General features: G+C 32.3%; 14 protein-coding genes and 2 pseudogenes. 15 read left to right on the top strand and 1 reads right to left on the bottom strand.

The window, feature by feature from the left end; translation table 11 throughout:
• The first annotated feature begins 43 nt into the window (after positions 1-43).
• The gene (locus HNQ85_RS06305) at positions 44-886 is read left to right on the top strand and encodes a HindIII family type II restriction endonuclease (protein WP_181536897.1); all 843 of its coding nucleotides are present in this window, start codon (positions 44-46) and stop codon (positions 884-886) included.
• 36 nt (positions 887-922) lie between these two features.
• Here the strand turns inward: HNQ85_RS06305 and HNQ85_RS06310 are convergent, their stop codons facing one another.
• The gene (locus HNQ85_RS06310) at positions 923-3,082 is read right to left on the bottom strand and encodes a DNA methyltransferase (protein ID WP_181536898.1); all 2,160 of its coding nucleotides are present in this window, start codon (positions 3,080-3,082) and stop codon (positions 923-925) included.
• 486 nt (positions 3,083-3,568) lie between these two features.
• On the opposite strand from HNQ85_RS06310, the gene HNQ85_RS06315 reads away from it, so the two are divergent.
• The 14 genes and pseudogenes from HNQ85_RS06315 to HNQ85_RS18145 all read left to right on the top strand — a co-directional run.
• A complete protein-coding gene (locus HNQ85_RS06315) occupies positions 3,569-5,101 on the top strand; it encodes a hypothetical protein (protein ID WP_181536899.1) in 1,533 nt (510 codons plus the stop codon).
• 403 nt (positions 5,102-5,504) lie between these two features.
• A complete protein-coding gene (locus tag HNQ85_RS06320) occupies positions 5,505-6,419 on the top strand; it encodes a DUF6414 family protein (protein WP_181536900.1) in 915 nt (304 codons plus the stop codon).
• A 15-nt stretch (positions 6,420-6,434) separates the two neighbouring features.
• The gene (locus HNQ85_RS06325) at positions 6,435-6,953 is read left to right on the top strand and encodes a hypothetical protein (RefSeq protein ID WP_181536901.1); all 519 of its coding nucleotides are present in this window, start codon (positions 6,435-6,437) and stop codon (positions 6,951-6,953) included.
• A gap of 528 nt (positions 6,954-7,481) precedes the next feature.
• Positions 7,482-8,807, top strand: a complete 1,326-nt coding sequence (locus HNQ85_RS06330) for a DUF6035 family protein (RefSeq protein ID WP_181536902.1) — start codon at positions 7,482-7,484, stop codon at positions 8,805-8,807.
• Between the two features lie 309 nt (positions 8,808-9,116).
• Positions 9,117-9,851 carry a DUF2971 domain-containing protein gene (locus HNQ85_RS06335; RefSeq protein ID WP_181536903.1) on the top strand — a complete coding sequence of 245 codons (735 nt, stop codon included), beginning with the start codon at positions 9,117-9,119 and terminating at the stop codon, positions 9,849-9,851.
• Between the two features lie 405 nt (positions 9,852-10,256).
• Entirely contained in the window at positions 10,257-13,256 is a 3,000-nt protein-coding gene (locus HNQ85_RS06340) for an SIR2 family protein (RefSeq protein WP_181536904.1), read from the top strand.
• Between the two features lie 427 nt (positions 13,257-13,683).
• Entirely contained in the window at positions 13,684-15,996 is a 2,313-nt protein-coding gene (locus tag HNQ85_RS06345) for a HelD family protein (protein WP_181536905.1), read from the top strand.
• Between the two features lie 116 nt (positions 15,997-16,112).
• A pseudogene (locus tag HNQ85_RS06350) lies at positions 16,113-17,003 on the top strand (transposase).
• 216 nt (positions 17,004-17,219) lie between these two features.
• Positions 17,220-17,735 carry a hypothetical protein gene (locus tag HNQ85_RS06355; RefSeq protein ID WP_181536906.1) on the top strand — a complete coding sequence of 172 codons (516 nt, stop codon included), beginning with the start codon at positions 17,220-17,222 and terminating at the stop codon, positions 17,733-17,735.
• 44 nt (positions 17,736-17,779) lie between these two features.
• A complete protein-coding gene (locus tag HNQ85_RS06360; protein ID WP_181536907.1) occupies positions 17,780-18,397 on the top strand; it encodes a hypothetical protein in 618 nt (205 codons plus the stop codon).
• Positions 18,397-18,888: a hypothetical protein gene (locus HNQ85_RS06365; protein ID WP_246326790.1), complete on the top strand. Its 492-nt coding sequence runs from the start codon at positions 18,397-18,399 to the stop codon at positions 18,886-18,888. The genes HNQ85_RS06360 and HNQ85_RS06365 overlap by 1 nt, the downstream gene beginning before the upstream one ends.
• A gap of 399 nt (positions 18,889-19,287) precedes the next feature.
• The gene (locus HNQ85_RS06370) at positions 19,288-20,082 is read left to right on the top strand and encodes an NERD domain-containing protein (RefSeq protein WP_181536908.1); all 795 of its coding nucleotides are present in this window, start codon (positions 19,288-19,290) and stop codon (positions 20,080-20,082) included.
• Positions 20,083-20,389: 307 nt separating this feature from the next.
• Positions 20,390-21,109 carry a tubby C-terminal domain-like protein gene (locus HNQ85_RS06375; RefSeq protein WP_181536909.1) on the top strand — a complete coding sequence of 240 codons (720 nt, stop codon included), beginning with the start codon at positions 20,390-20,392 and terminating at the stop codon, positions 21,107-21,109.
• 450 nt (positions 21,110-21,559) lie between these two features.
• A pseudogene (locus tag HNQ85_RS18145) lies at positions 21,560-21,910 on the top strand (type III restriction endonuclease subunit R); the annotation flags it as partial.
• Positions 21,911-21,967: the final 57 nt, after the last annotated feature.

A 21,967-nucleotide genomic window follows, 5' to 3' on the forward strand; every position in this document is an offset into this window, starting at 1 on the left:
ATCAAAATATTGAATACAACATAGTTAGATTGAGGGATGAGCGATGAAATATAATGAGGTCCTAGAAGTAGTATTACAATTATGCGCTGATGAATCACTTTCTTTTGTACAAAAAGGAGCAGTGCTGGAGCAAGAATTAAAAAAGTGTACTACCGAAGAAATAATTGAACATCTTTTATATGCAGGAGTAATACCAGAGAAGATAGGTCATGATTCAACTGAAGAAAAGGTATTTGCAAAATATTGCGATGCCCTTTTATCAAGATCTCTGAGTGAAATAGGAATCCCTTCAAAAACATTAGAAGCTCGTGGTGATGCTGCTGACGTTATTGGAAAGACAGATAAGTATTCTATCGTAGGAGATGCAAAAGCTTTTAGATTAAGTAGGACGGCTAAGAATCAAAAGGATTTTAAAGTAGAGGCTTTAAATCAATGGAGGCAGGGAGCCGATTATGCATGTCTTTTAGGTCCAATTTACCAATATCCTAATTCTAGTAGCCAAATTTATAAGCAAGCTATTACATATAATGTAACTCTTTTATCTTATACTCATATGGCTTTTTTAATTGTAAACAGGCAAAGAATTACGGATTTAACTCCTTTATGGGAAGTAGGTAAAAAACTACAACCAAGTAAAGATGCAAATACATATTGGAATGCAATATTAGCTGTCATATTAAGTATCACAGGTAAAACAAAAGATGATTGGAATAAGTTAGAGGCTTTAACTATGCAATGCTTGTCTGAACAGGTAGGGAAACAAATTGCTTATTGGGTGGAACAAAAAGAAGTTATTGCCTCCTATGACCGCGAGAAGGCTATAGAAGAGTTAATAAAAGCTTTAAAAATCGATAATAAAATAAATATAATAAAAAAATATCGTTAAAGATAGGTGGACTATTGATTAGTCCACCTAAAATAATTATAATGACTTTCTATTTTTTACTGAGAATTTAGGAAACCTTTCATGAACCTTTTTTGCGATTAGAGTTAAAGACTCATTATCATCTTTAGTGTCTTCTATTTTACTGATATTAGCCAGCATTCCCACTCCATTAGCAAACACAGTAAGTCCAACATCTTCCTCACTCCAACCAGAATCCAATAAATCTTTAGCAAATGAATTAGATATTTCTTCGATTTTCTCTAAAACTTCAGCAATTTTAGCAGGCTTTTTAGTATCAAATGACTTGTGAGCAACCAGCGTAATACAAGTATTAACTGCTTCTGATGTCATAGCTCTTGGTCTTTGTTTTCTTTCGATACTCAACGGTTGGATACTGGTTATAACCAGATTTGAATTTCTATATGCTTTTACAATAGCTTCCCAACCGTTAATAGAACTATGAGAATACACTAAAGAAAAAGTGCCATCATCTTTTAAAACGCGAGCAGCTTCTTTAATTGCATGGGAAAATTGGTTACAGTAATCCTCGTGTGCTTGTTCAGCAGTATTACTTCTGAATTTGGACGCTACCAATTCGTGAGAAGTGTCTGTTTGTTTTACAGAAAATAATTGTTCATCAATCAACTCTAGAGCTAACCGCTTCCAAGCATAGAAGAAATCAGCTAGCACTGTATAATAAATGTTGTCATAGTAAGGTGGGTCTGTAACAATTGCATCAAAAAAGTTATCCTCAAATGGCAACTTTTGTGCATAAGCATGATAAATTTTGGGTTTAACTTGAAATTTATTAATAGAACTTATACCACTAATGATTCGTTCAAGTTTTCCAAAAAGGTTAGCGGGTCCATTTAAAACAGGATCAATTTCAATGTAATCCCAATACATAGAAACACCAGGACCACAAAATGCTCGACCTACTTGTTCATTTTGGGAAATCCACATAGAAAGTCGACAATTCCAATCAACTAGTTGATCTATCAAACTAGATAAAAGTGCTATGACATATTTTGCAGTAGATTCATTCTGTAAGGACTTTAAATTCTCATATTCATTTCTTAATGCTTTTATCAGTAATAATAGTATTATTCTTTGCCTTAAATTAACAAAATCGGAATGTGTCTCTATTCCATAAAGAGCTGGGTTTACAATTCCAGACCATTTAGGTAATTTTGAATCTGGGAGAATTATATTTAATTCCCCTAGTAATCGTTTTTCAAAATTTGTCATATACTCTAGACTAGGGATTGCATCTTCCACTACATCAATAAATTCTTTACCTTTTCCCTCGGCAGGTCGGACTAAGGCTACTATTTCATCGTTACAATCTTTTATGCTTATATTTTCATATAATTCCCCGCAGTTTGGACATGCTAATTTACTACTTGTTCTTCCTAACCAAACTGTTTCGTTTTCAAATTTTGTGTTTCCTGGAACAGTACCAATTGTAAATACTTGTTCTTGAGTTTTGTTCTCTATAAGAAGTGCGATATTCTTATCTTTCTTTTTTGATAGCCATCTACGTTTAGATAAGTAAAATTTGTAATTACACTTTTGACAGTTCATAGAATATGTCCAAAAATACCCAAACGGTGGACGTTCCATTGAATTTCTTAAAGGGAATAGGGTTTCAGATTCATTTCTTAACTGTTCTAATATCCTATATCCAGATTCTCTTACTATACCAATTATTTTTTTATTATCAACCTCTTGAGAGTAATATAAATTACATTTTTGTATAAAAACAGACAGTTCATTCGCATCAATGGAATAGGAATCCGCACCGATATTAGCTACTTCAAAAGGAATTGTTCCACCTCCTCCAAACATATCTAGGACTTTAGGTGGATAAGAGTATTGTTTTTTTAGAAGGTTAGCTGTGTAATCTAGGATTGATTTGTCAGAGCGTTCGGTTAAATCTTTTAACAAATCATATGATTCAGATGTTGTATCTTTACATAGAGATGCAAAAGCTAGGGCCCTCATTGAACTATGAGGTCTTCGAGCCCACCAAACGTGTATGGTATGAGAAGTTTCTCCTCTCGTATAACGTTCTGCATTACCTGCCAGAGATGCTTCTAAATGTAAAGTACCATTATCGATAAGTCTTGGTTCTACATTAGAAGGCAAGGGAGCGATTTGTGGACTTTGTGAAATTTTTATATCATTGAACAACATGGGTAATCACCTTTTCAAGAAAGAGTATAATTAGGATTAACCTACTTAATTATAATATCATATAACAAAAAAAGGAACAAGTGTTCTTGTTTGTTTGAGTAGCTTATTATATTTTACTAAAAATTATCCATAAATTCTTCAACTAAGTTGAAAAGGTTTTATCTTAATTTTAGAAGTACGGATAGACATTGTTTATTGACACCTGTTCTTCATGTCCAATTTTTAGACTAACAATCAATTTGGAAAAAATCAAAATGTAATTATTAGTCTATTGCCAACTGAACGCTATCGTTCTTTTTTTGGATTAAAACAAATGAATTTTTATTATGATGGGATTGAAGAGTATGTTGAAAGAAGAATGTAGTCAATAGAGATTAGGAAATAGAAAGGGTTCTTTTAAGTAAAGTCTTCAATCATCATGTGCCCATGCATTTTATAAAAGGATAGGGAAGAGTAGGAATGAGTACGTTAGAAGAGAAACTTTTTTTGGATAGATGGCGTAGCTTGGATTTTAGTGATTGGAATGAATCTGATATTAGAGAGGAATTTATCGCTCCTTTGCTGAGAATTTTGGGATATAGTAAAGGAACAGTTAATAATGTCATTCGTGAGAAGTCTTTGCGTTTGGCGCAGCCTTTTCATCGAATTGGACGCAAACGAGTGACCATTGACTACATTCCAACTGTTCGTTTAAAAAATTTTTGGATTATTGAAGCTAAGCCGGGAAACAAAAGGGAAATGGATTACGGTGATTTATTACAAGCTCATCTGTATGCCATTCATCCAGAAATTCAGTCCCGGTTTATTGTATTAATAAATGGATGGGAAATCCGTGTTTATGATTCATTAACAGTAAATAGCTGGGAAGAGCCGTTGTTTATTTGTTCACAAAATGATTGCCATGATACTTTTCCAAAATTAAAGTCGATGCTAGGTGCGAAAGAGATGTTAACATATATACGACAACGTGTGTTGACATTATTAAAGGATAGCTTTGAAGTTGAGTTAGATGAGAGTAAACTTAAGTCTTTTACGTCCGAGATTAACAAACTAGCCAATGACATGTTGCCGATCGTCAGAAAAAATGCTCGGGAATTTCAATTGGCAGCGTGGAAAGAATCGACTAAAAAGGAACTAGAAGAACTGAGAAATAAAGATATAAAATTATTACTAGTCAAGATGGACATTCCTACAGATGCAAGACCTATGATTGCTGAAATCTTTGTTGAAAGAGTTCTTTCCGCTAATAAAAAAGAGAGAAAGCAAATGGTAGAATTACTTGCTATGAAAATGAGAGGACGTCCACATTCTGTATTTCGGGTGTTAGCTGTCTATGTTTTCGTAAGGTTGCTGGAAGAAGGAATTGAAATAGAGAGAGCAATATATGTAAAAAGTGTGAAAGCAACATTAGAAGAGCTTGTGAAATCGAATCGTACGTATTGGTCTTCCAATCCATTAAGTAATGCATTATGTCACCTAGACAATACAACATTACGCTTAGCGAAAAAACTTAGTCTTCGTCTTGCTATGGATGACCTAACCAAGTTTGTGAATGAACGGAAAAGAACACTTCCTATTGAAGATTTGTTAGTTGAACAGCCGTCAGTCGCTAGACATATGGTTTCATTGATTGGATTATTGGCCGAACTACTATGGAGAAAAGTTTGTAACGCCACGAATCATCATGATATTTGGGAAGCGATCTGGCATTACGAATTTATAGAAGAAATAATAGAAAAGGTACCGTTGAAACCTTATCCCGATGGTGATTCGGACCTTTTGTTTTTTGAATATTACGGCAAGGGATATGATATGCTTTGCATGGGAACATGGGATGTACTTCATCGAAAGTTGGATGTACTAAAAACGGTCGGTGTTGATGAAACAATCATAAACTTTGCATCGCTTACAAGAGATGAAGCCATCGCTTCCATTCCTTTATCAATACCGAGACCCGACAATTGGACTCCTAAAGAAGAATATTTAATGAAGATTTCCGGTATTATAAATGGCCGATAAATGGGTTCCTGTGGACAACGTGAAAATTGTATTTTTGACATTATAACAGTATACGATGGAAGTCGTTTGTGCTTCTGTTTTTACTTTTATAATTTTTCAAAGATCCCTCTACTTAGTCATCATTTCTGTGAAAATAACTGTGGACATAATCTGGCTTGTAATGGGAGTAAAGCTCATGGATGTGTTATATTTGTTAGAAGAATAAAGCCTAATGTTTGTATATCACAGAAATAAACTTTATTTTCTGAATAAAAAGATAGTTTGTTTGATTTTGTTTTATTATTAAATATAATGAGTACTACTAAAACTATTGAGAATTAAAAAATGTAAAATTAGATCTAAAGGGAGCATTAAGCTCTCGAAATAAGAATTATATAATTTTGTCTGAATGAGGGAGAAGACTATGGAAAATTTATTCAGGGATTTTATTTATATGGACATTGAAAGACTGAAGTCTATTGTAGCTCAATTAAATGAAGGATTAACAGAAGCAACGACCAAAGTTTACACAGAAGGTGATCAGAATAAATATAATGTAAATACTAGTTTTTTAAATTTTTTAAAAGCTGGCGGGGAAAGTACATATTTATGGCAAAATCAATCTACTGAAAGTCAAACGCTACATGATTATATCTATAACTTAGCTGAAAAATTATTACTTGAAAAGAAATTATTAATAAGAATTCCCGAAGAACTTACTGAAGAGGAAATTAATAATCCAAGTGAGAAAAATTATAAAATAACACCTACGTCTTTTATTTTAGTGAGAGGCAAATCAATTATTAATGACTATATTTATATGCAAAGAATATTAGAAAACTATAATGATATTGTTAAAGCTGTAGTTTCAGGTCATATTTCCTCAAATCCCGAGTATGCTAATTATTCACCAAAAGATAAAGAAAAATTAATAAAACAACAAGCAAGGGAAAATGAACTTCCAAAAGAAATAAAAGACTCATTACTAACATTTATCAATAATTTTTTTCAAAATAGAATTGTTTTTAAATGTGTCCCATTTATAAATAATCCAGATTTTAGATTTGCTGGTCCATTAAACCCTTCATTCTTAAGAGAAAGAATTGAGGATCTGATTTTCAAGTATGGTACTGCTCCGAAAGATGAATGGTATATGTTTGCTCAAATAGCTTCTATTCCTCATAGTGCAGAAAATACAATAGATATTTCAGAACATCAGAATGAAATTGAAAAAGGTTTGCAACAAGTTTTTGATGCTCTAAGGGTAATGGAAAAATCCGGATTATCAATTTCGTTTCCTGAAATATCTGTAACTCCAATTGCAATTTATAGACAGTAAGAGAGGTAGTAAGCTGTGAATTATAATCCTTTCTTTCATTATTTAATGGAATTAAAAGATTATGTTAATAAAAAAAGATATGGAAATACCCTAGGTTTCACTGTTAATGATTTAAAGAGTAGATGGGATAACTTTTTCAACAATCTTAATAATACTTCGCTTTTAATTAAAAATGTTAAATTTACTGAAGCACAATTTTTTCAAATGGAGATTAACAATAATATAGTGTTAATGGGGAAAACGGATAGTGATATTGAAGGATTGGTAAACGAAATAACATTAATAGGTACAGGAAATGGGACAATTGAATCAGGAGCAAATATCATTTTATCTATTGGTGCTCTAGTTTTTGTTGTTAATCCTTATAAAGATGTTATATTCAGGAAAAAGATTATAGATAATCTAGGAATTTTAAATAATGAAATTATAAATCTAAATAATACTGTAATCGTTGATGATTTAAAATATAGTTTAAAGTACTCTCAACAATTAGGGCTTTGGCTAACAGTTTCTAGGTTAATGCTGAGAAATTAGTTCCTTCAAAGCAGGATCAAATAGAACTATATAAATATAGATTGATTTTCCGATATATATAAAATATTTCGACCGCTCTTTCACCTAACTAAAAAGTCCTACCTATGTCGATTTTTCATTCTGAACTTATATATATAAAGTTTAACTTAAAGATTCGAATTTTATATTATAAGAAACATCAAGCCTTCATTCTATACGAAAATATTGAAACGGACACGGTGCCCCCACTCTCTTTTACAACAACGAAAAGTCAAGTTGCATTTATTATATAGTATCTGTAACCACTTGAGTTTTATTAATTTTAATTGCCAAACAGTATGCAATCAATGACAGAAATATTTACTTTATTAGTTTGTTTATTCTAAAATTGCCAAGTAACTCTTTTACCACAGAAGCCATTGTTGCTTCTTTTTTTGTTTTTACGTCGCGTTTCGACAACATTTTTCATCAAATTTAGCTATGATGAAAAAAGAAATCTTTTAGTATTGTTGAAAATTATCAGTTTCAAGATGAGGGGAGAGAAGTCATTTGCAGGAAGCTTTATATGAAGGGAAACTTTTCTACCTGAAATCATATCTTGACACAGTAGATAATATAAAAGCTGAGTTGGAAAGACTTAAAAAGAGAGCCGATAAAGGCGCATTTCAATGTCCGTATTGCCACGATACGTTAATTTTGAAATCTGGTAATATTCGAGAGGAACATTTTTCACACCGTCATTCTCGCTCCTGTGAAATTTCTGAGGCGAGTGAAGTGTATCATCAGCAAGTCAAACGAGAGTCTAAAGCACATTCTGTTATGAAGGAAATTATATACAATGAACTAAAAGGTCAAGAGAAAATGAATGAAAGTATGCAAGTAGACTATGGGTATATCGCGAAAGGAAAAGAAAAATGGCGTTATTACCCAGATATTATTGTGAAAAATGCGGATAAGGAAATAGCTATTACTATTCTAACTAATGTAACAGCTAATAAAGATGAGAAACTCGTAAGACAAATACGAAATCGTAATCGTTACTATCAAAATAAAGGAATGCAGACGATTTGGTTTGTTGAAGATGCGGAAATGTCAGTAGATATGAATCATCACGTCATTCATTTATGGGAAGCGGAGTTGGATATTGCGATAAAAACTGAAGAGGATTTGAAATGGGAGAATGTACTAAACCATTTGCCAATTGAAGAACCACTGTTTAAGTTGTTTGATTATCACCATCGTAAGGCTCCGCAATCATTTGATGTTCGCAGTTTATATTATGTACATTCAACAGAAACAGAAATTGTTTTTACTGTTCACCGTTTTATTGTCGATGAGATGGAATATCCGTTTCGAGCTTTTGCGCTAAATGAAGGTTATCGCATCAGCTTGTCAAAAGCACTTCTCACAAAACAAACAATTCAATTAAGTGACCCGGAAGTTGAAGAAAAAAATCGAGAACTTTTTAAAGAAATCGTAAAGCAAAAAGCATTGGAAAAGACAGAGAGGGGTAGAAAAGGAAACATCATTGGTGAAAAGCAAAACGTAAATATATCCTCGCACACTCCCCCACAGAAATCAAGGAAGTATTTTTCGCAAAAATTAAGCAATAACGAACAGAGACTTTTTCCATTACTTGATGAATTTTTACAAAATGCCATTTTTGATTATGTACAGTCAGCATCTATTATCTCAGCTAGTAATCTTAGTAGATACTTAGTAAACGAATGTGGTGCTCCTAGTGAAACCTTTTCAACAGGTAGATTTAAAATATACTCTGATGTTTGTAATTTTCTTGACTATTTAGCTGAACAAGGGATTATACAACTGTTACGAAAAGATGGGGTCAATGATCGAATTTATGGTAGTTGTTGAAAAAATCCGAAAGCAGAGTTCCCATAGCAAACAACCTCAGGAATTGTTCGTGATTATATGAAAGGATAGAAAGTTAGATATTGATTATGCAGTATTTGGAATATCTGCTATTAAGAGGTCAGTAACTAGTTTCAGAAAAGTATAAATGTGATATCTCGGTTTTTATTGCTCAAAAAAATAAAAAATTTTGAGAAGGTGAATTTTAATGAATTTGGATTATGGTAAGTATTTAGCTTAATTAAGAATGAAAAGTTCGACGATGCGCAAAAATTTAAAAATTTATCTATACCTCAAAAGCTTTATAAATATATGTTTCTTTATGACGATAAATTCCTGAATTGGGAATCAGAAAATAATAAGAGATTAGAGAGTATTGAAAATAAAAAACTGTGGTTATCAAGATTCGATAAATTAAATGATCCCTTTGAATTTAAATCTCTTTATTTAGACAGAAAAAGGCTAGAGGAACATGGCTGGGATATAGGCTTTTTAGAGCAGATAATAAATAACATAAAGATGCATATGTTAGTGACATGTTTTAGCGATAATTTTAATAGCAATATGCCTATGTGGGCTCATTACTCAAATAACCATAAAGGTTTTTGTGTAGAGTATAATATAATAAATCCGAATTTGATTTTTCCTGTATTGTATGGAGAAAAAAGGTATGCAACAGCCTCAATTATTACTAACTTAGTATCAGAATTGACAAAATTAGAAAATCAAGATAAACGAGCAGATTTGAATAAAATTAATCATTACTTTACAGTACTATACTTATCGAATATGGTAAAACATCGTTCTTGGGAATACGAAAAAGAATACAGAATATTGTATCCAGAGTATACTCAAGTTCCATACGGCAAACTAATAGATAATTCTGAATTAGGAATTGAGATATCAGCAATATATTTAGGCATAAATTGTAATGAAGATAATAAAAGAAAACTGAAAAAGATCTCAGAAAAACTAGAATGTCCTCTGTATCAAATGTATTTAGATGATCATTCAGATAACTATGAACTAAAACATGTTTTGTGCTGAGACTAGATAGTGTTGTAAAACTAAAACTCAAAGTTGTGAATAATCATGTATAATTGTACATGCAATAAATAATAAAACTAATACTAATGTGGTTGCTTCGATCCGGCATTCTTTAACTGATTGAATGTTTGCTCAATGGTGTGAAGGTCAAGCGCCTGTCACGCCCCGAAGCCAACTTGTCGTATTAGGTTCGATTAGTATTAGTGGAGCCATTAATAAAGTAGAAGAATTAGCAAACGTACTTCAAGTTTGCTTTGATGCTCGAGCCAAACGTATTTTGCTACCAATGGCATCGGCGGTAGATATTCCAACCGTTCCACCGAAGTTATTTGCTAAATTTCAAATTTCATTCTATCAAAGCGCTAGGGGTAGAATAACGACTCATTTTTAAAAGGAGGGATTACATTGGACAATTCCTTTATAAAAACAAGTATTAGGAAAATTAAAGAGGCTAGTGATAATAATAAACTAGTTTTATTTGTTGGTGCTGGAGTTTCTGCAAATTCAGGTGTTCCTATTTGGAAACAAGTAATAAAGAAGATGGCTGAAGATTTAGGAATTAAAGAAATCGAAGATTCCATAGAAACTTATTTAAAAATTCCGCAGTATTATTTTAATGAAAGGGGAGAAAAGGAATACTTTGACAAACTTCATGAAATCTTTCTATCAAAACAATATACACCTAATCCAATCCATAAAGAGTTATTTAAATTAAATCCAATTCATATTGTGACAACTAACTATGACAATTTATTAGAAAGTGCGGCAAATGAAGGAGGGTTATTTTACCATATAGTAAGAGAGGACAGGGACTTGCCGTACAATAATGTAAATAAAACTATTATCAAAATGCATGGTGACTTCGTGAATAGAAACATTGTTTTAAAGGAAGATGATTACTTATCGTATTCTAAAAACTTTATGCTAATAGAAAATTATTTGAAATCATTAATCGCAACAAATACAGTTTTATTTGTAGGTTACTCTGCAAGTGACCCAAATTTTAAACTTATTTTTCAATGGGTAAAAGATATTTTAAAGAGTCATTTTCAACCTGCATATTTAATAGAAATTTCTAAACCCCCTTCAAGAATGGAGTATAATTATTACAAAAATAGAGGTATTAACATATTATATTATGCTGAGATCGAAGGAATAATAAAGAAACATAATATATTTACAGATGAAAGAGGAAATAAGTTGTTTGATATTATAAACTATATAGTTAACTTTAATGAGTATAATGATTTAGATGATGTTAATTATATATATAACAAAATTAAATGTTTTGAAGGTTTAAATTTTATAATGCCAGATGAAATAATAAAGAAACTTGAATTAAAAAGTGTACACTATGACTATGGAGATAATATGTTGGATTTGTCTGATGAAGATAATCCATTAGCACGTATCTTTTCAAAAGAAAGAAACGATGAAAAAGAAAAAAATGAGAATGATGAAAAGGAAAAAAATGAGAATCTAGAAAAATTAATAGATTTGTTTAAAAAGGCGAACATAAAAGGTATAAGACTAAATGATCAAACATTAGAAGAATGGGAAATTTCCGATACGCTGTTTATAGATGAAAAATTAGACAAGCTATATAGTTTTAACTATCTCAATGAACCCCTAACAAATATATATGATAATCAAAAGTATTTCCCCCTAGATTATTATAGAATGTTAGAAAATGCTTACTTACTTTACAAGAGTGAAGAATATTTAGAAGCATATAACCTATATAAACAAATATCATTTCATTCTTTTCAAAGACGGGAATATCTAATCTATTTCATTTCGGAATTCAATAGAAAGCATGTTGGTGAGTTGCTAAAATATTCATTCAGATATAGAATAAATGGAGAAATATTAAACGAGATAGAGAAAATAGACTTAGAAAGCATTTATATAAAAATGCCTCATCAAGAAAAAATAAGTTTAGAATTTTTAAAAGACATTCCTAATTTTCAATTCATTTATAAAAATAAAATGTCTTTAGATAAAGAAATAGAAACAATAAAGAAAAGTAAAGCCCTTTTTGAAAATGGTGGGTTTTCAATTAACAACTCAATTATTAAATCTATTAACTTAACAAGAAATTTATGGTCATTTATTAATTTAAATTATTTATGTATAGAACATTATAGAGAGGTGCAATCTTTATATAAAAGTTTTATCGAAGGAGTACTAGTCAGCTATAGTACTAATAATAAATCAACGGATAAATTTTTTTCATCAATACAGCCAACTAAAGTAACAAGCCTTGATAAGTTTACAATTCATTTAATGATTGAACATATAAAAGATGATGAATTAGAAAAATTATTTAAGTCTTGTAATCTATCTGAAGTTGAAGTAGAGACAGAGGCTAAGAACTATTTATTAGACTCATTTGTAAATGTAATCAATGCTATTTTAGGTGGTAAAAATAGAAATCGAAACCAAAGTTATTTATATAATATTCTGATGATTTTCTCGAAAATCAATATAGATTTTAACGATTACAAACAAATTATAAGTGATTTATTATCCTTATTTAAAGAAAATTTACTTTATTTGAATGAGTTAAAATATATTAATCGCTTTATTGTCAGTACAGCAAAGAAAAAAATAGTTGAAAAAGAAATGTTAACACAAATGTTAATCGAATATCTGAAATTATGTGTGAAAGATAATAAATTTATCGAATTTGATAGAGTAGGTTTTTACAATAATTTGATTAATATTATTAAAAATGAATTTGATTATACTTTTGAACACGACTTGATTGCTGAAATTATTTACAACATCGATATGAAGGTTAAAAACGGCGATAAAAAAATTAACTATTTATTATTTGAGCGTATTCTTATTCCAATATATTCACTATTACCAGATGAACAAAAAGAAACAATACAATCTTTGATTAAATCCTTTGTGAAGTCCCTAAAGAATAACGAAAAATTAAGTGATACTGAAATAGACATATACTTTCTCGCATTAATTCATCATATTATTCGTTCCGACAAATCTATTAATAAAATAATTATAGAAACAATAGTTAATGAGATAAATAATACAAGTACCGCAATGTCATTTCCCGATCCGATAGAGCGGAAATTAACTATTCTCACAGATTTATACAGGAAAAAACACATATACGAAGAAGAATTTTCTAATTATATTGATTTATTTAAAGGGAGATGTGAATATTTCGATCTATTTTTTGTTGGAGATGGTGAAGAAATCAACTTTAACGATTTGGAAATATTAGGATATTTAGATCAAGAAGAAATAGATAATATAATGAAAAATAATGAGGTTAAAAATAAAATTTACGAGTTGTTTGAAAAAGAACTTTTGCAAAATCACCCTAATCCGATTTTCAAAGAAATATTTGATAAATATTATGTCAGAAAATATTAGGGAGCGTGCCTGTGCATTGTAATCCCAAAAGTAGACAGTATAAAATCGGTTAAGTAGGAGGAATCAGAGTTGAAACCACTCTGGTTCCTTTTCTCTTCTCATCTTTTCGTGAATTGTGATCAAGATTTGAAGGAGAAAACATAGCCCTCCTGTGCTCTTTCTTTAACTTGCTTCTGCATATTGAACCGGTGGATAACTTAAAACTCTTTATATACGTTTGGGATTATAATACCGAATGTAATCATGATCTATACTCTTCACTGTTTGTTGCTATCTTTCTTCTTCTGTATCTCATTAATTGTTAACAAGCCTTAACTTCTACTAAGAAAATATGTAAAATAATGCTTATAATAGTCGAAAATTTACACTTTATTAAATTTATTTCAGAATAATTCATTACCACCAATGATTTCGGGGGAATATTTCCATGGATAAAAAAGAATTACAACTAGAGCAAAAAAAATTAGATGAGACCATTCAACGGATAGAAGATCAAACATATTACATATGGGAGCTTCTTGAAAGAAAGAATACGTTATTGAAAGAGAGAGCGAATTTAGCAGGAGATGAAATAGCATATCGAAGAGGTATTAAGGATCAAGAATTATTAAAGAAGGCGAAAGAAGAACCTTACTTTGGACGTTTTGATATTGTTTCAGATGAAGAAGGAGAAGAAACCTTTTATATTGGAAAGCAAGGGGTAAGAGACAAGGATGAAAACCTCATTGTCGTGGACTGGCGAATGCCGATGGCCTCTGTTTATTATAACTTTACTCCTGGACAATCTAGGCAATCATATACTGTAGAGGATGAAAAGACAAGGCGTAAAACAAAAATAACTGTAGATGTTGTAAGAAAAAGAGAGTTTACAATTAAAAATAAGAAAATAAAAAAGATCGTTCAACAAGTTGCTGAACCGAATAGTAGCCAGAATGTGACATTTACAGAAACGGGTGAAGAGCTGACAATCACTGACGATTTTTTAAGAGAGATATTAGAACAAAGTGAGACAACAGGATATCTTAAGGAAATTATCGCTACGATTCAAAAAGAACAAGATAAGGCTATTAGACAACCGATTGATCGTAATGTGATTATTCAAGGGGTTGCAGGTTCGGGGAAATCTTCCATAGCGCTCCATCGTCTGTCATTTTTGTTGTTCAACAATAAACATATCAAACCTGAAAATGTGTTAATTTTAGGACCGTCCAAATTGTTTATTAGTTCCTTTAAAGGATTGCTTCCGGAATTAAACTTGGAAGGAATTCAACAAATGACTTTTCAACAGTTATCTTTAAATATTTTAGAGACTATTTTAAAAGATAAGGTCGATTTATCATACAATTGGTATTTTGAAAACGTTTTATTTACTAGAGATTCAGATGATGAACGGAAAAGGATAGAGTTTAAAGGTTCTGAATCATTGGCTCTTTTGTTAGATATTTTTGTTGAAGAAATGAAGGATCAATATGAAAATCGGATTCAACCTATAACGATTTTTGATGAGCGTTTAGATAAAGAAAAATTAAAGAAAATATTTGATGGGTACAACTATTTACCTTTTGGAAAAAAAGTAGAACGCTTTCTACAACATGTAGAAAATCATTTCAAAAATGTAATGGAAAACAAAATCGATGAAATTACAAAACAATACGATTTTATCGTATACACGTTCTTAAAAAATGGCGGTTTAACACAAAACGAATACAATCAGTTAACTGAACAAATGAAATCTATATATCAATATAAAGTTCGTCAGCTACAAAAGCAATTTAAAGAAACATTTTCTCTTTGGAAAGAGAAAATGACGCTGCCAGATCCAGTGTCGATTTATAAACAAGTACTTTCTTTTGAAGTGTTGGCTGCGTTTCAACATGAAGTTGGTTCAGATATTCCTAATTTATTTAAAAACTATACGTTGGAAAAAATAACATACTTCGATTTACCTCCACTGTTGTATATTTATTTGTTGCTATATGATAGACCGATTCAATATGCTCACATTGTCGTTGATGAAGCGCAAGATTTTAGCTATTTACATTTTGCTGTTCTGAATAAAATCACGAAAACGATGACAATCCTTGGGGATAAAGATCAGTCTATTTATATGGGGTACGGTCAATATGATTGGGACGAATTAATGGATTCTCTTTTTGAACGAGATCGGGATACCATTTTAACATTAGAAACTAGCTATCGTTCTACCAAGGAAATTATTGAAGTGGCTAATACAGTATTAACCAATCAGTACGGTACGTCACATCAACCGATAACACCGATAAATAGAAATGGGGCCGCTGTTCAGTTTGTTGAAGTCAAGTCAGGACAAGACTTAATTGACAATATTGTCTCAACCATTAAAGAATGGAAGAAACGATATAAAAGAATTGCCATTATTCATAAAGATGAACAGAAGGCGATGAAGTTAGCCCAATACTTAAAACAAGAGTATAAAAGTGATGTTGTGTATATTAGTCCAGATCAAGAGGTTGCTAAACAATCCATCTCAGTCCTTACATCTTACTATAGTAAAGGAATGGAGTTTGATGCAGTAATATTAGTCAATATAAATGAAGAAAGTTTTCCAAAAGATGATTTACATGCTAGATTACTATATGTTCTAGTTACTCGTGCCCAACAAGAATTAAGAGTGTTTTATCAAAATACTCCTTCTCCGTTGTTAGAAGGGCTAATTCAGTCGGCACCAAAGGTAGTATCGAAATTTGATGATATTTTATAAATATGAACGTGTTGCAAAACGCATAGTGAATGCATAAATGTACACAAAAAATCCACCCGTCTTGGAAATTATATACAGTGACCTAAAAAACACATTTCCAAGGGGTGGACACTATCATGATTTCCAATTTTGTTATCGAACATGCAATGAATAGCGAAATGGATCCTCTTTTACGAGCTTTATTTCAATACATCGACCAACTTTCTTTACCAGAAACACCTTATGTGACAGGACGACCACCGATTCCGAAAAAATCATTGTTAAAATGTTTCTTTTTAAAAACCTATTTTTCCATTGATTCTTTACGTCAGTTAGTTGACACACTGAATCGCTTTGGCTACTTCCGGCGTATTTGTGGACTTAAAGAGGTTCCACATCTTTCTACGTTTTCACGTGCAGGTAAGTGGTTTCGAGAACAAGGATTTTCCGCTTTTAATGCTCAACTTCTCAAAGATTTAGGCGTTCGATATCCAAAAATCGTCATGATCGACAGTACAGCGCTCCGAAGCAGTCTTTATGATTCTCAAGCGAGATGGGGAATTTCCACTCGGTATAACTGGTTTAAAGGTTATAAATGACATCTTTGTACAACGGCAGAGGGAGTCATTTTATCCCATGTCTTCACGACTGCGAATCGAAATGATGCAGCCGTTGCGCTTGAATTATTTCCATCTTTAAAGGAATGGGAGATTGAGTTTGCCCTTGGAGATGCTGCCTATGACAGTGAAAAAGTCCGTCAAATGGCGGAACAAACAGGGATCTTTTTCGTTTCACCGATTAATCCTCGAAATGGTGATGAACGAAAAGATGCCTACGGCCGGGTGATTCCTTCGTTTTTGAAAACAGAATTCGGAAAGTGGTTGTTTCGTTTCCGTAACTCGATTGAGCAGACATTCAATCAATTAAAGAATGATGGACTAGAACAGCCACGTTGGTATGGGTTTAATCGCTATTTACTGCATGTACAATTATGCATTCTTATGCACAATTTTGAGTTTTTACTCTAGTTTTGCAACACCATCAATATGAAAAGCAGAAAATGATTGTAAGAATTAGAAACTCTAAACAGAAGCTTTTTGCGCTTCTGTTTTTTCTTTTTATAACACCATTCGACAACATTTTCTTACAAAATTAGCTAAAATAAGTATAATAAAACTTCGCTTAATTTTTAGAAGAACATTAATAGACTAGTTACGAGAAAGAATGGAAGGGGAAATAAAACAATGGGCGTACTTTGCAAGGCCGATTATTATTATGGAGCATTACTCTCTGTACTCATTAACGGTGGTTTGGCGCCGGCATTATTTGAAAAAGAGAGTGAAAGTCGTCAAATTTATAAAGTATCGACCAATAATGATGATTACATGATTTATACGAAATATCACACTTCACCAACAGGATCAAAAGATTTTACATGGTCATTTACGTTTTCAGATCGCGAGCTCGTAGAGATTAATAAATTAAAAGATGAGAATAAAGACAAGACACTCGTTTTTGCATTTATATGCAGTCAAAAGCAACTAAGCGATTACAATCAAGAAATTGCTGTCGTGTACTGGGACGAATTCACGGAATGTATCGATATGAACAAAAAAGACTATCGGGGAACCGCGCGCCTTTCTGTCAAATTGATGAAAGGGGCCAAAGCGTTGCGAATTTATGGCAGCAAAAGAGCTGACGTCCTGGATGGAAAAGATAACACAATTAAAATAGAAAGAAATCGGTTAAGTAGTTTGTAGTATGAGATTGGGACCATTTAGAAAGTACAGGGAGAGGAATAAACATGTTTTCTATTAAACAGGAAATGAAAAAATTAGCACAAAAACATCCATTCTTTTCTTCAAAAGAAGCTTTTAAAAATTCATTCAAACATCAGCTTCAAGAAAAGTTTCGCGTGATTGAAAACAAGGATTTTCATGGATGTGTAGTCGATCTTTGGGTAGAAGATCCGAATTCTGAGCAACAACATGCGATATATTTAATGAATAAACTCGCCGGACTAACAATTAAGCAAGAAAATCAATTCATAGAATTAAAACATCACGGTGCAGAAGATTGTGGCCGCTATGATTTTCTTAAACAAGTCGAGAAACTTGAAAAGATTACCATAGGCCGGTACAATATCAACGGAATTGCAATATTATTAACGAATGACCATTTATATTGGAATCCGCCAACCAAATCACATACTGTTGACAGCTATTTTCGAATTCATGAAAACCGCGTTTTGACTGGAGAATTGAAATGGCTGGAACATGCTTCAGCCGGAACGATAAAAGACCGTGAAAATCCGATCGTTATTAAAGGAACTTATAAATTACAATGGCAACATTATTCAACTGTTAGTAATGAAAAACATGGAGAGTTTTGTTACTTAGCCGTTCATGTAGGAGTTGATTGATGATGAAAACAGACATCGGAGAATACATAGTCGGTGGTTATTTAAAAGTGATTAAGCAATGCGACTTTGTCGATTATAACGTCCGTATTCCAGGAGGCGGGCTGAAAGGATTGAGTGAACTCGATGTTGTCGGATTAGATTTTAAAACAAAAACAGCGTATTTATGTGAAGTGACAACACATATACGTGGTCTGCTTTATGGCAATAATCAAATGACGGTCGAGAAAATTAAACAAAAACACGAGGTACAAAAGGAGTATGCCGAATTATTATTAAAAGACTTTCCGAATCGTGTTTACATGTTTTGGTCACCTTATGTGCCAGAAGGATATATCACTTCAGAGTTGGGAAAGATCGAGACGCTTCAATTAGTGATTAATAAAGATTATACTCGCTGTATTGAAGAGATGAGAGAGTTTGCGGCTAAAAATACTAATGATTTAGGGAACCCTTTCTTAAGAGTACTTCAAATTCTCGAACATTTAAGATAAAAACGTGTAAAAAAACTAAACAAAATACCTGTTACCTCCAAGTTTCATTTTCGCTATTCGGACATTCAGGAGGTGACAGGCGGCTTTTATGTTCAAATTATTGTAAATAGTCGTCTAATAACCCTACATATATTCCCTTAACATTCATGGCAAATTTGATTACTTTCATTTGTTGATCTGTAGTAAGTTGTTTAAATCGTTTAACATGTTTAAAAAAGGTAGTCAGGAAATTTTCGCTTTTCTTCTGTTAGTTTCTAGGGATGATTTTGGAGGAGTCCAGCTCGTTCGTATAGAAAATGTGTTACTATTGCTCTGAGTGATAAATCACTAATCTAGTTTATTGTTTTTTCAGTCGTAATTTTATTAGAGGAGAACAAACGGGGAGGGGAAACATTAAATATGAATCTTTCCTTTTTCTATCCACTTCTTCTTTTATTCTTGTTTGCCTTATTTATTAAATGGATAAAATCGAAAGAGTCTAAATGGATTGGCTCAATAGGGGAATATCGAGTTCGCAAGGAGATTGAAAAATTAGAGAAATCTTCGCCTGGTATGTACAAGGCTTTTCATGACCTTTACATTCCGAAGATGGACGGCTCTTCTTCGCAAATCGATCATATCATTCTGTCTGAACAAGGTCTGTTTGTTATTGAAACGAAGAATTATAGCGGTTGGATTTTTGGAGATGAAGCATCAAAATATTGGACTCAAGTGATTTACAAACGAAAAGAAAAGTTTTTAAACCCGATTTGGCAGAACAAGGGCCATATAAAAGCTTTAAAGGAATGGCTGGGAGGAGAGTTTGTGCATATTCCTATTTACTCTATCGTTGTATTTATGCCGCGAGCTAAATTGAAATCGGGCATTCATTTCACCCAATCCCACGTCATTTACCCTAAACAGTTGAAACAAATACTTGAGCAATATCGAACAAAAGTGATCGATAATGAAAGAAAACAATATTTAGCTCAAAAATTAAAGGCACTGCTTGTTAAGGATAAACAACAAGAAAAAGACATGAAAAAACAGCACATTCAATCGATTCAAAAGAAACAAAAGCATATAAAAGAACATGTACAACAAAATCGCTGTCCCAAGTGCGGAAGTACTCTTGTTTTGAAAAAAGGAAAATATGGAAGTTTTAAAGGTTGTAGTAACTATCCAAAATGTAGGTTTACGCAAAATGTTTCTTGAACATGCATATTCCCTTGGAGCTTTGAAGATCCAAGGGATTGTTGCCATTTATGTATCAAGATTTCATCTTTTCTATTAATCTAGTTCACGAACCGTAAAATATTGCACATGACTTGTGCATATTACTAAATCTCCACCTATTATTCAAATTTTCTTCTCTAATTGGAATGCGTGCGCTGGCACCTGTCGAAAACATTAGAAGATTGTATGTTCAATTAAGGAACAACTGTCCTCTATTTTTTAAAACATGGATTTTGTATAATATTTACAAAAAAAGATTAGGGAATCCAATTGGAGAGAGACGATTATGATTCATCTTTTCTTTCTTTTTATCATTGCGTTAATAGGGATGGCTTTACGCTATTTCATTTTAGGACAATTTGAATGGATACAATTTCTATATGCTAGTTTGTTTTTGCTTGCAGCATTTGCCATTGGGGTCATTGAAAAATGGCAACAAAGGAAAGACGCGACTTATGAACCGGTTCAACCCCATGATCATACATGGTATATAAAAATAATGGATCGATTCTCACCAAAACTGAAAGTTCTTTTTAAAGGAAATGAAAAGATAGGAGAGTATCACCGATTTTATAAGCGTAAATGGCACCATTGGTTGAGTGAGATTTTTTTAACCCCAAGTATGTATTTACATATGAAATTTACCTTTTATCACAACCATACGATAATAGTAGAAAAGCAAAACAAGAAAAAAGGTTTTGTAAATGATGTATGGAACATAGTGGAAGATGGCGATGTGATTGGGACGTTGCGAACCGATATTACGTGGAAAAACGCTGCTAAATTAAAAGAGGGGTTAATACTATCCATTCACGACAAAACGTTTTATTTTCGTTCCTTAAGTGTTCAATCGAAAGTAAATGTTTTGAAAGAAGACGAAGTCATTGCAACTGGAAAAAGGGCGTTGCACCGGTTTCAATATGAATTTGAAGTAGAAAAAGGATACGAACAAATCGAACCTTATTTGGTCATTACATATATTTTGTTTCATTATGTGTTTAAATGATCGGTTTAGGGCCATTTTGAATGGGGATGAAAAAGGTTGAGTTCAAAGGAAAGGGAAACTCCTACGGATTGAGAAGTTCTCTTTTTTCGATGACATAAAAATCATCTCACTAATGGTTTCTGATAAATATTTTTCTAAGAATGAATGTTGTTAACATAGTCCGACGAAATGTAATTGTATAAGTGCCTATCACCGCCCGAGTTTCGTCAAAGATTGATAGTATAGAAGTGAAGGAGAGTTGTGCTGTAATGACAGTCATCTCTCTTTCTTTATGCCTACATAGTGCCTCTTACTCTCATTTCAAACCATGCCTGGCACCACCCGAAAAATCTTGTTTCACAGAATTGTTCTGCAAGAAAAGGTAAAGCTTAAGTTTTACCTTTTTCCGATCTTTTAATTGATTCTTTAAATTGGTGTAATGTCACACTCTGAACGTTATCAAAGTTCGACAAGATAAGAGAAAAGAGAACTGTAATGTCAGAGCCGCTATGCTTTATTTTCCCCATTGTGCGCTCCGCAAAGGCTGGGATTACCTGAATGTGTTTTAAATTCTTACATTAAAAGATTCAGCAGGGACATATGTTTCCGGACGAGGAGATTGCCCGCAGCTTGCGGGGAATGTGTCCAAGACTATAACGTCAACAATGGCCAACGAATCGCATTTTGCAAAAGGAAATCGAAGAGGAAACAGGCGTGACGTTTGGCAAATACGAAAAACACGTGTTTGCGAAGCTGGTCTATATCGATCAAGATACGGAAGAAGCTGTGCAAATGGACTATGATTTATCAGTCAAATTATATAGCTAAAATTTGTATAATCATCGAAACAACTGAACATTGATGGAGGTGAATGTGGCT

It is taken from the genome of [Anoxybacillus] calidus (assembly GCF_013760845.1).
Taxonomy (GTDB): domain Bacteria; phylum Bacillota; class Bacilli; order Bacillales; family Anoxybacillaceae; genus Paranoxybacillus; species Paranoxybacillus calidus.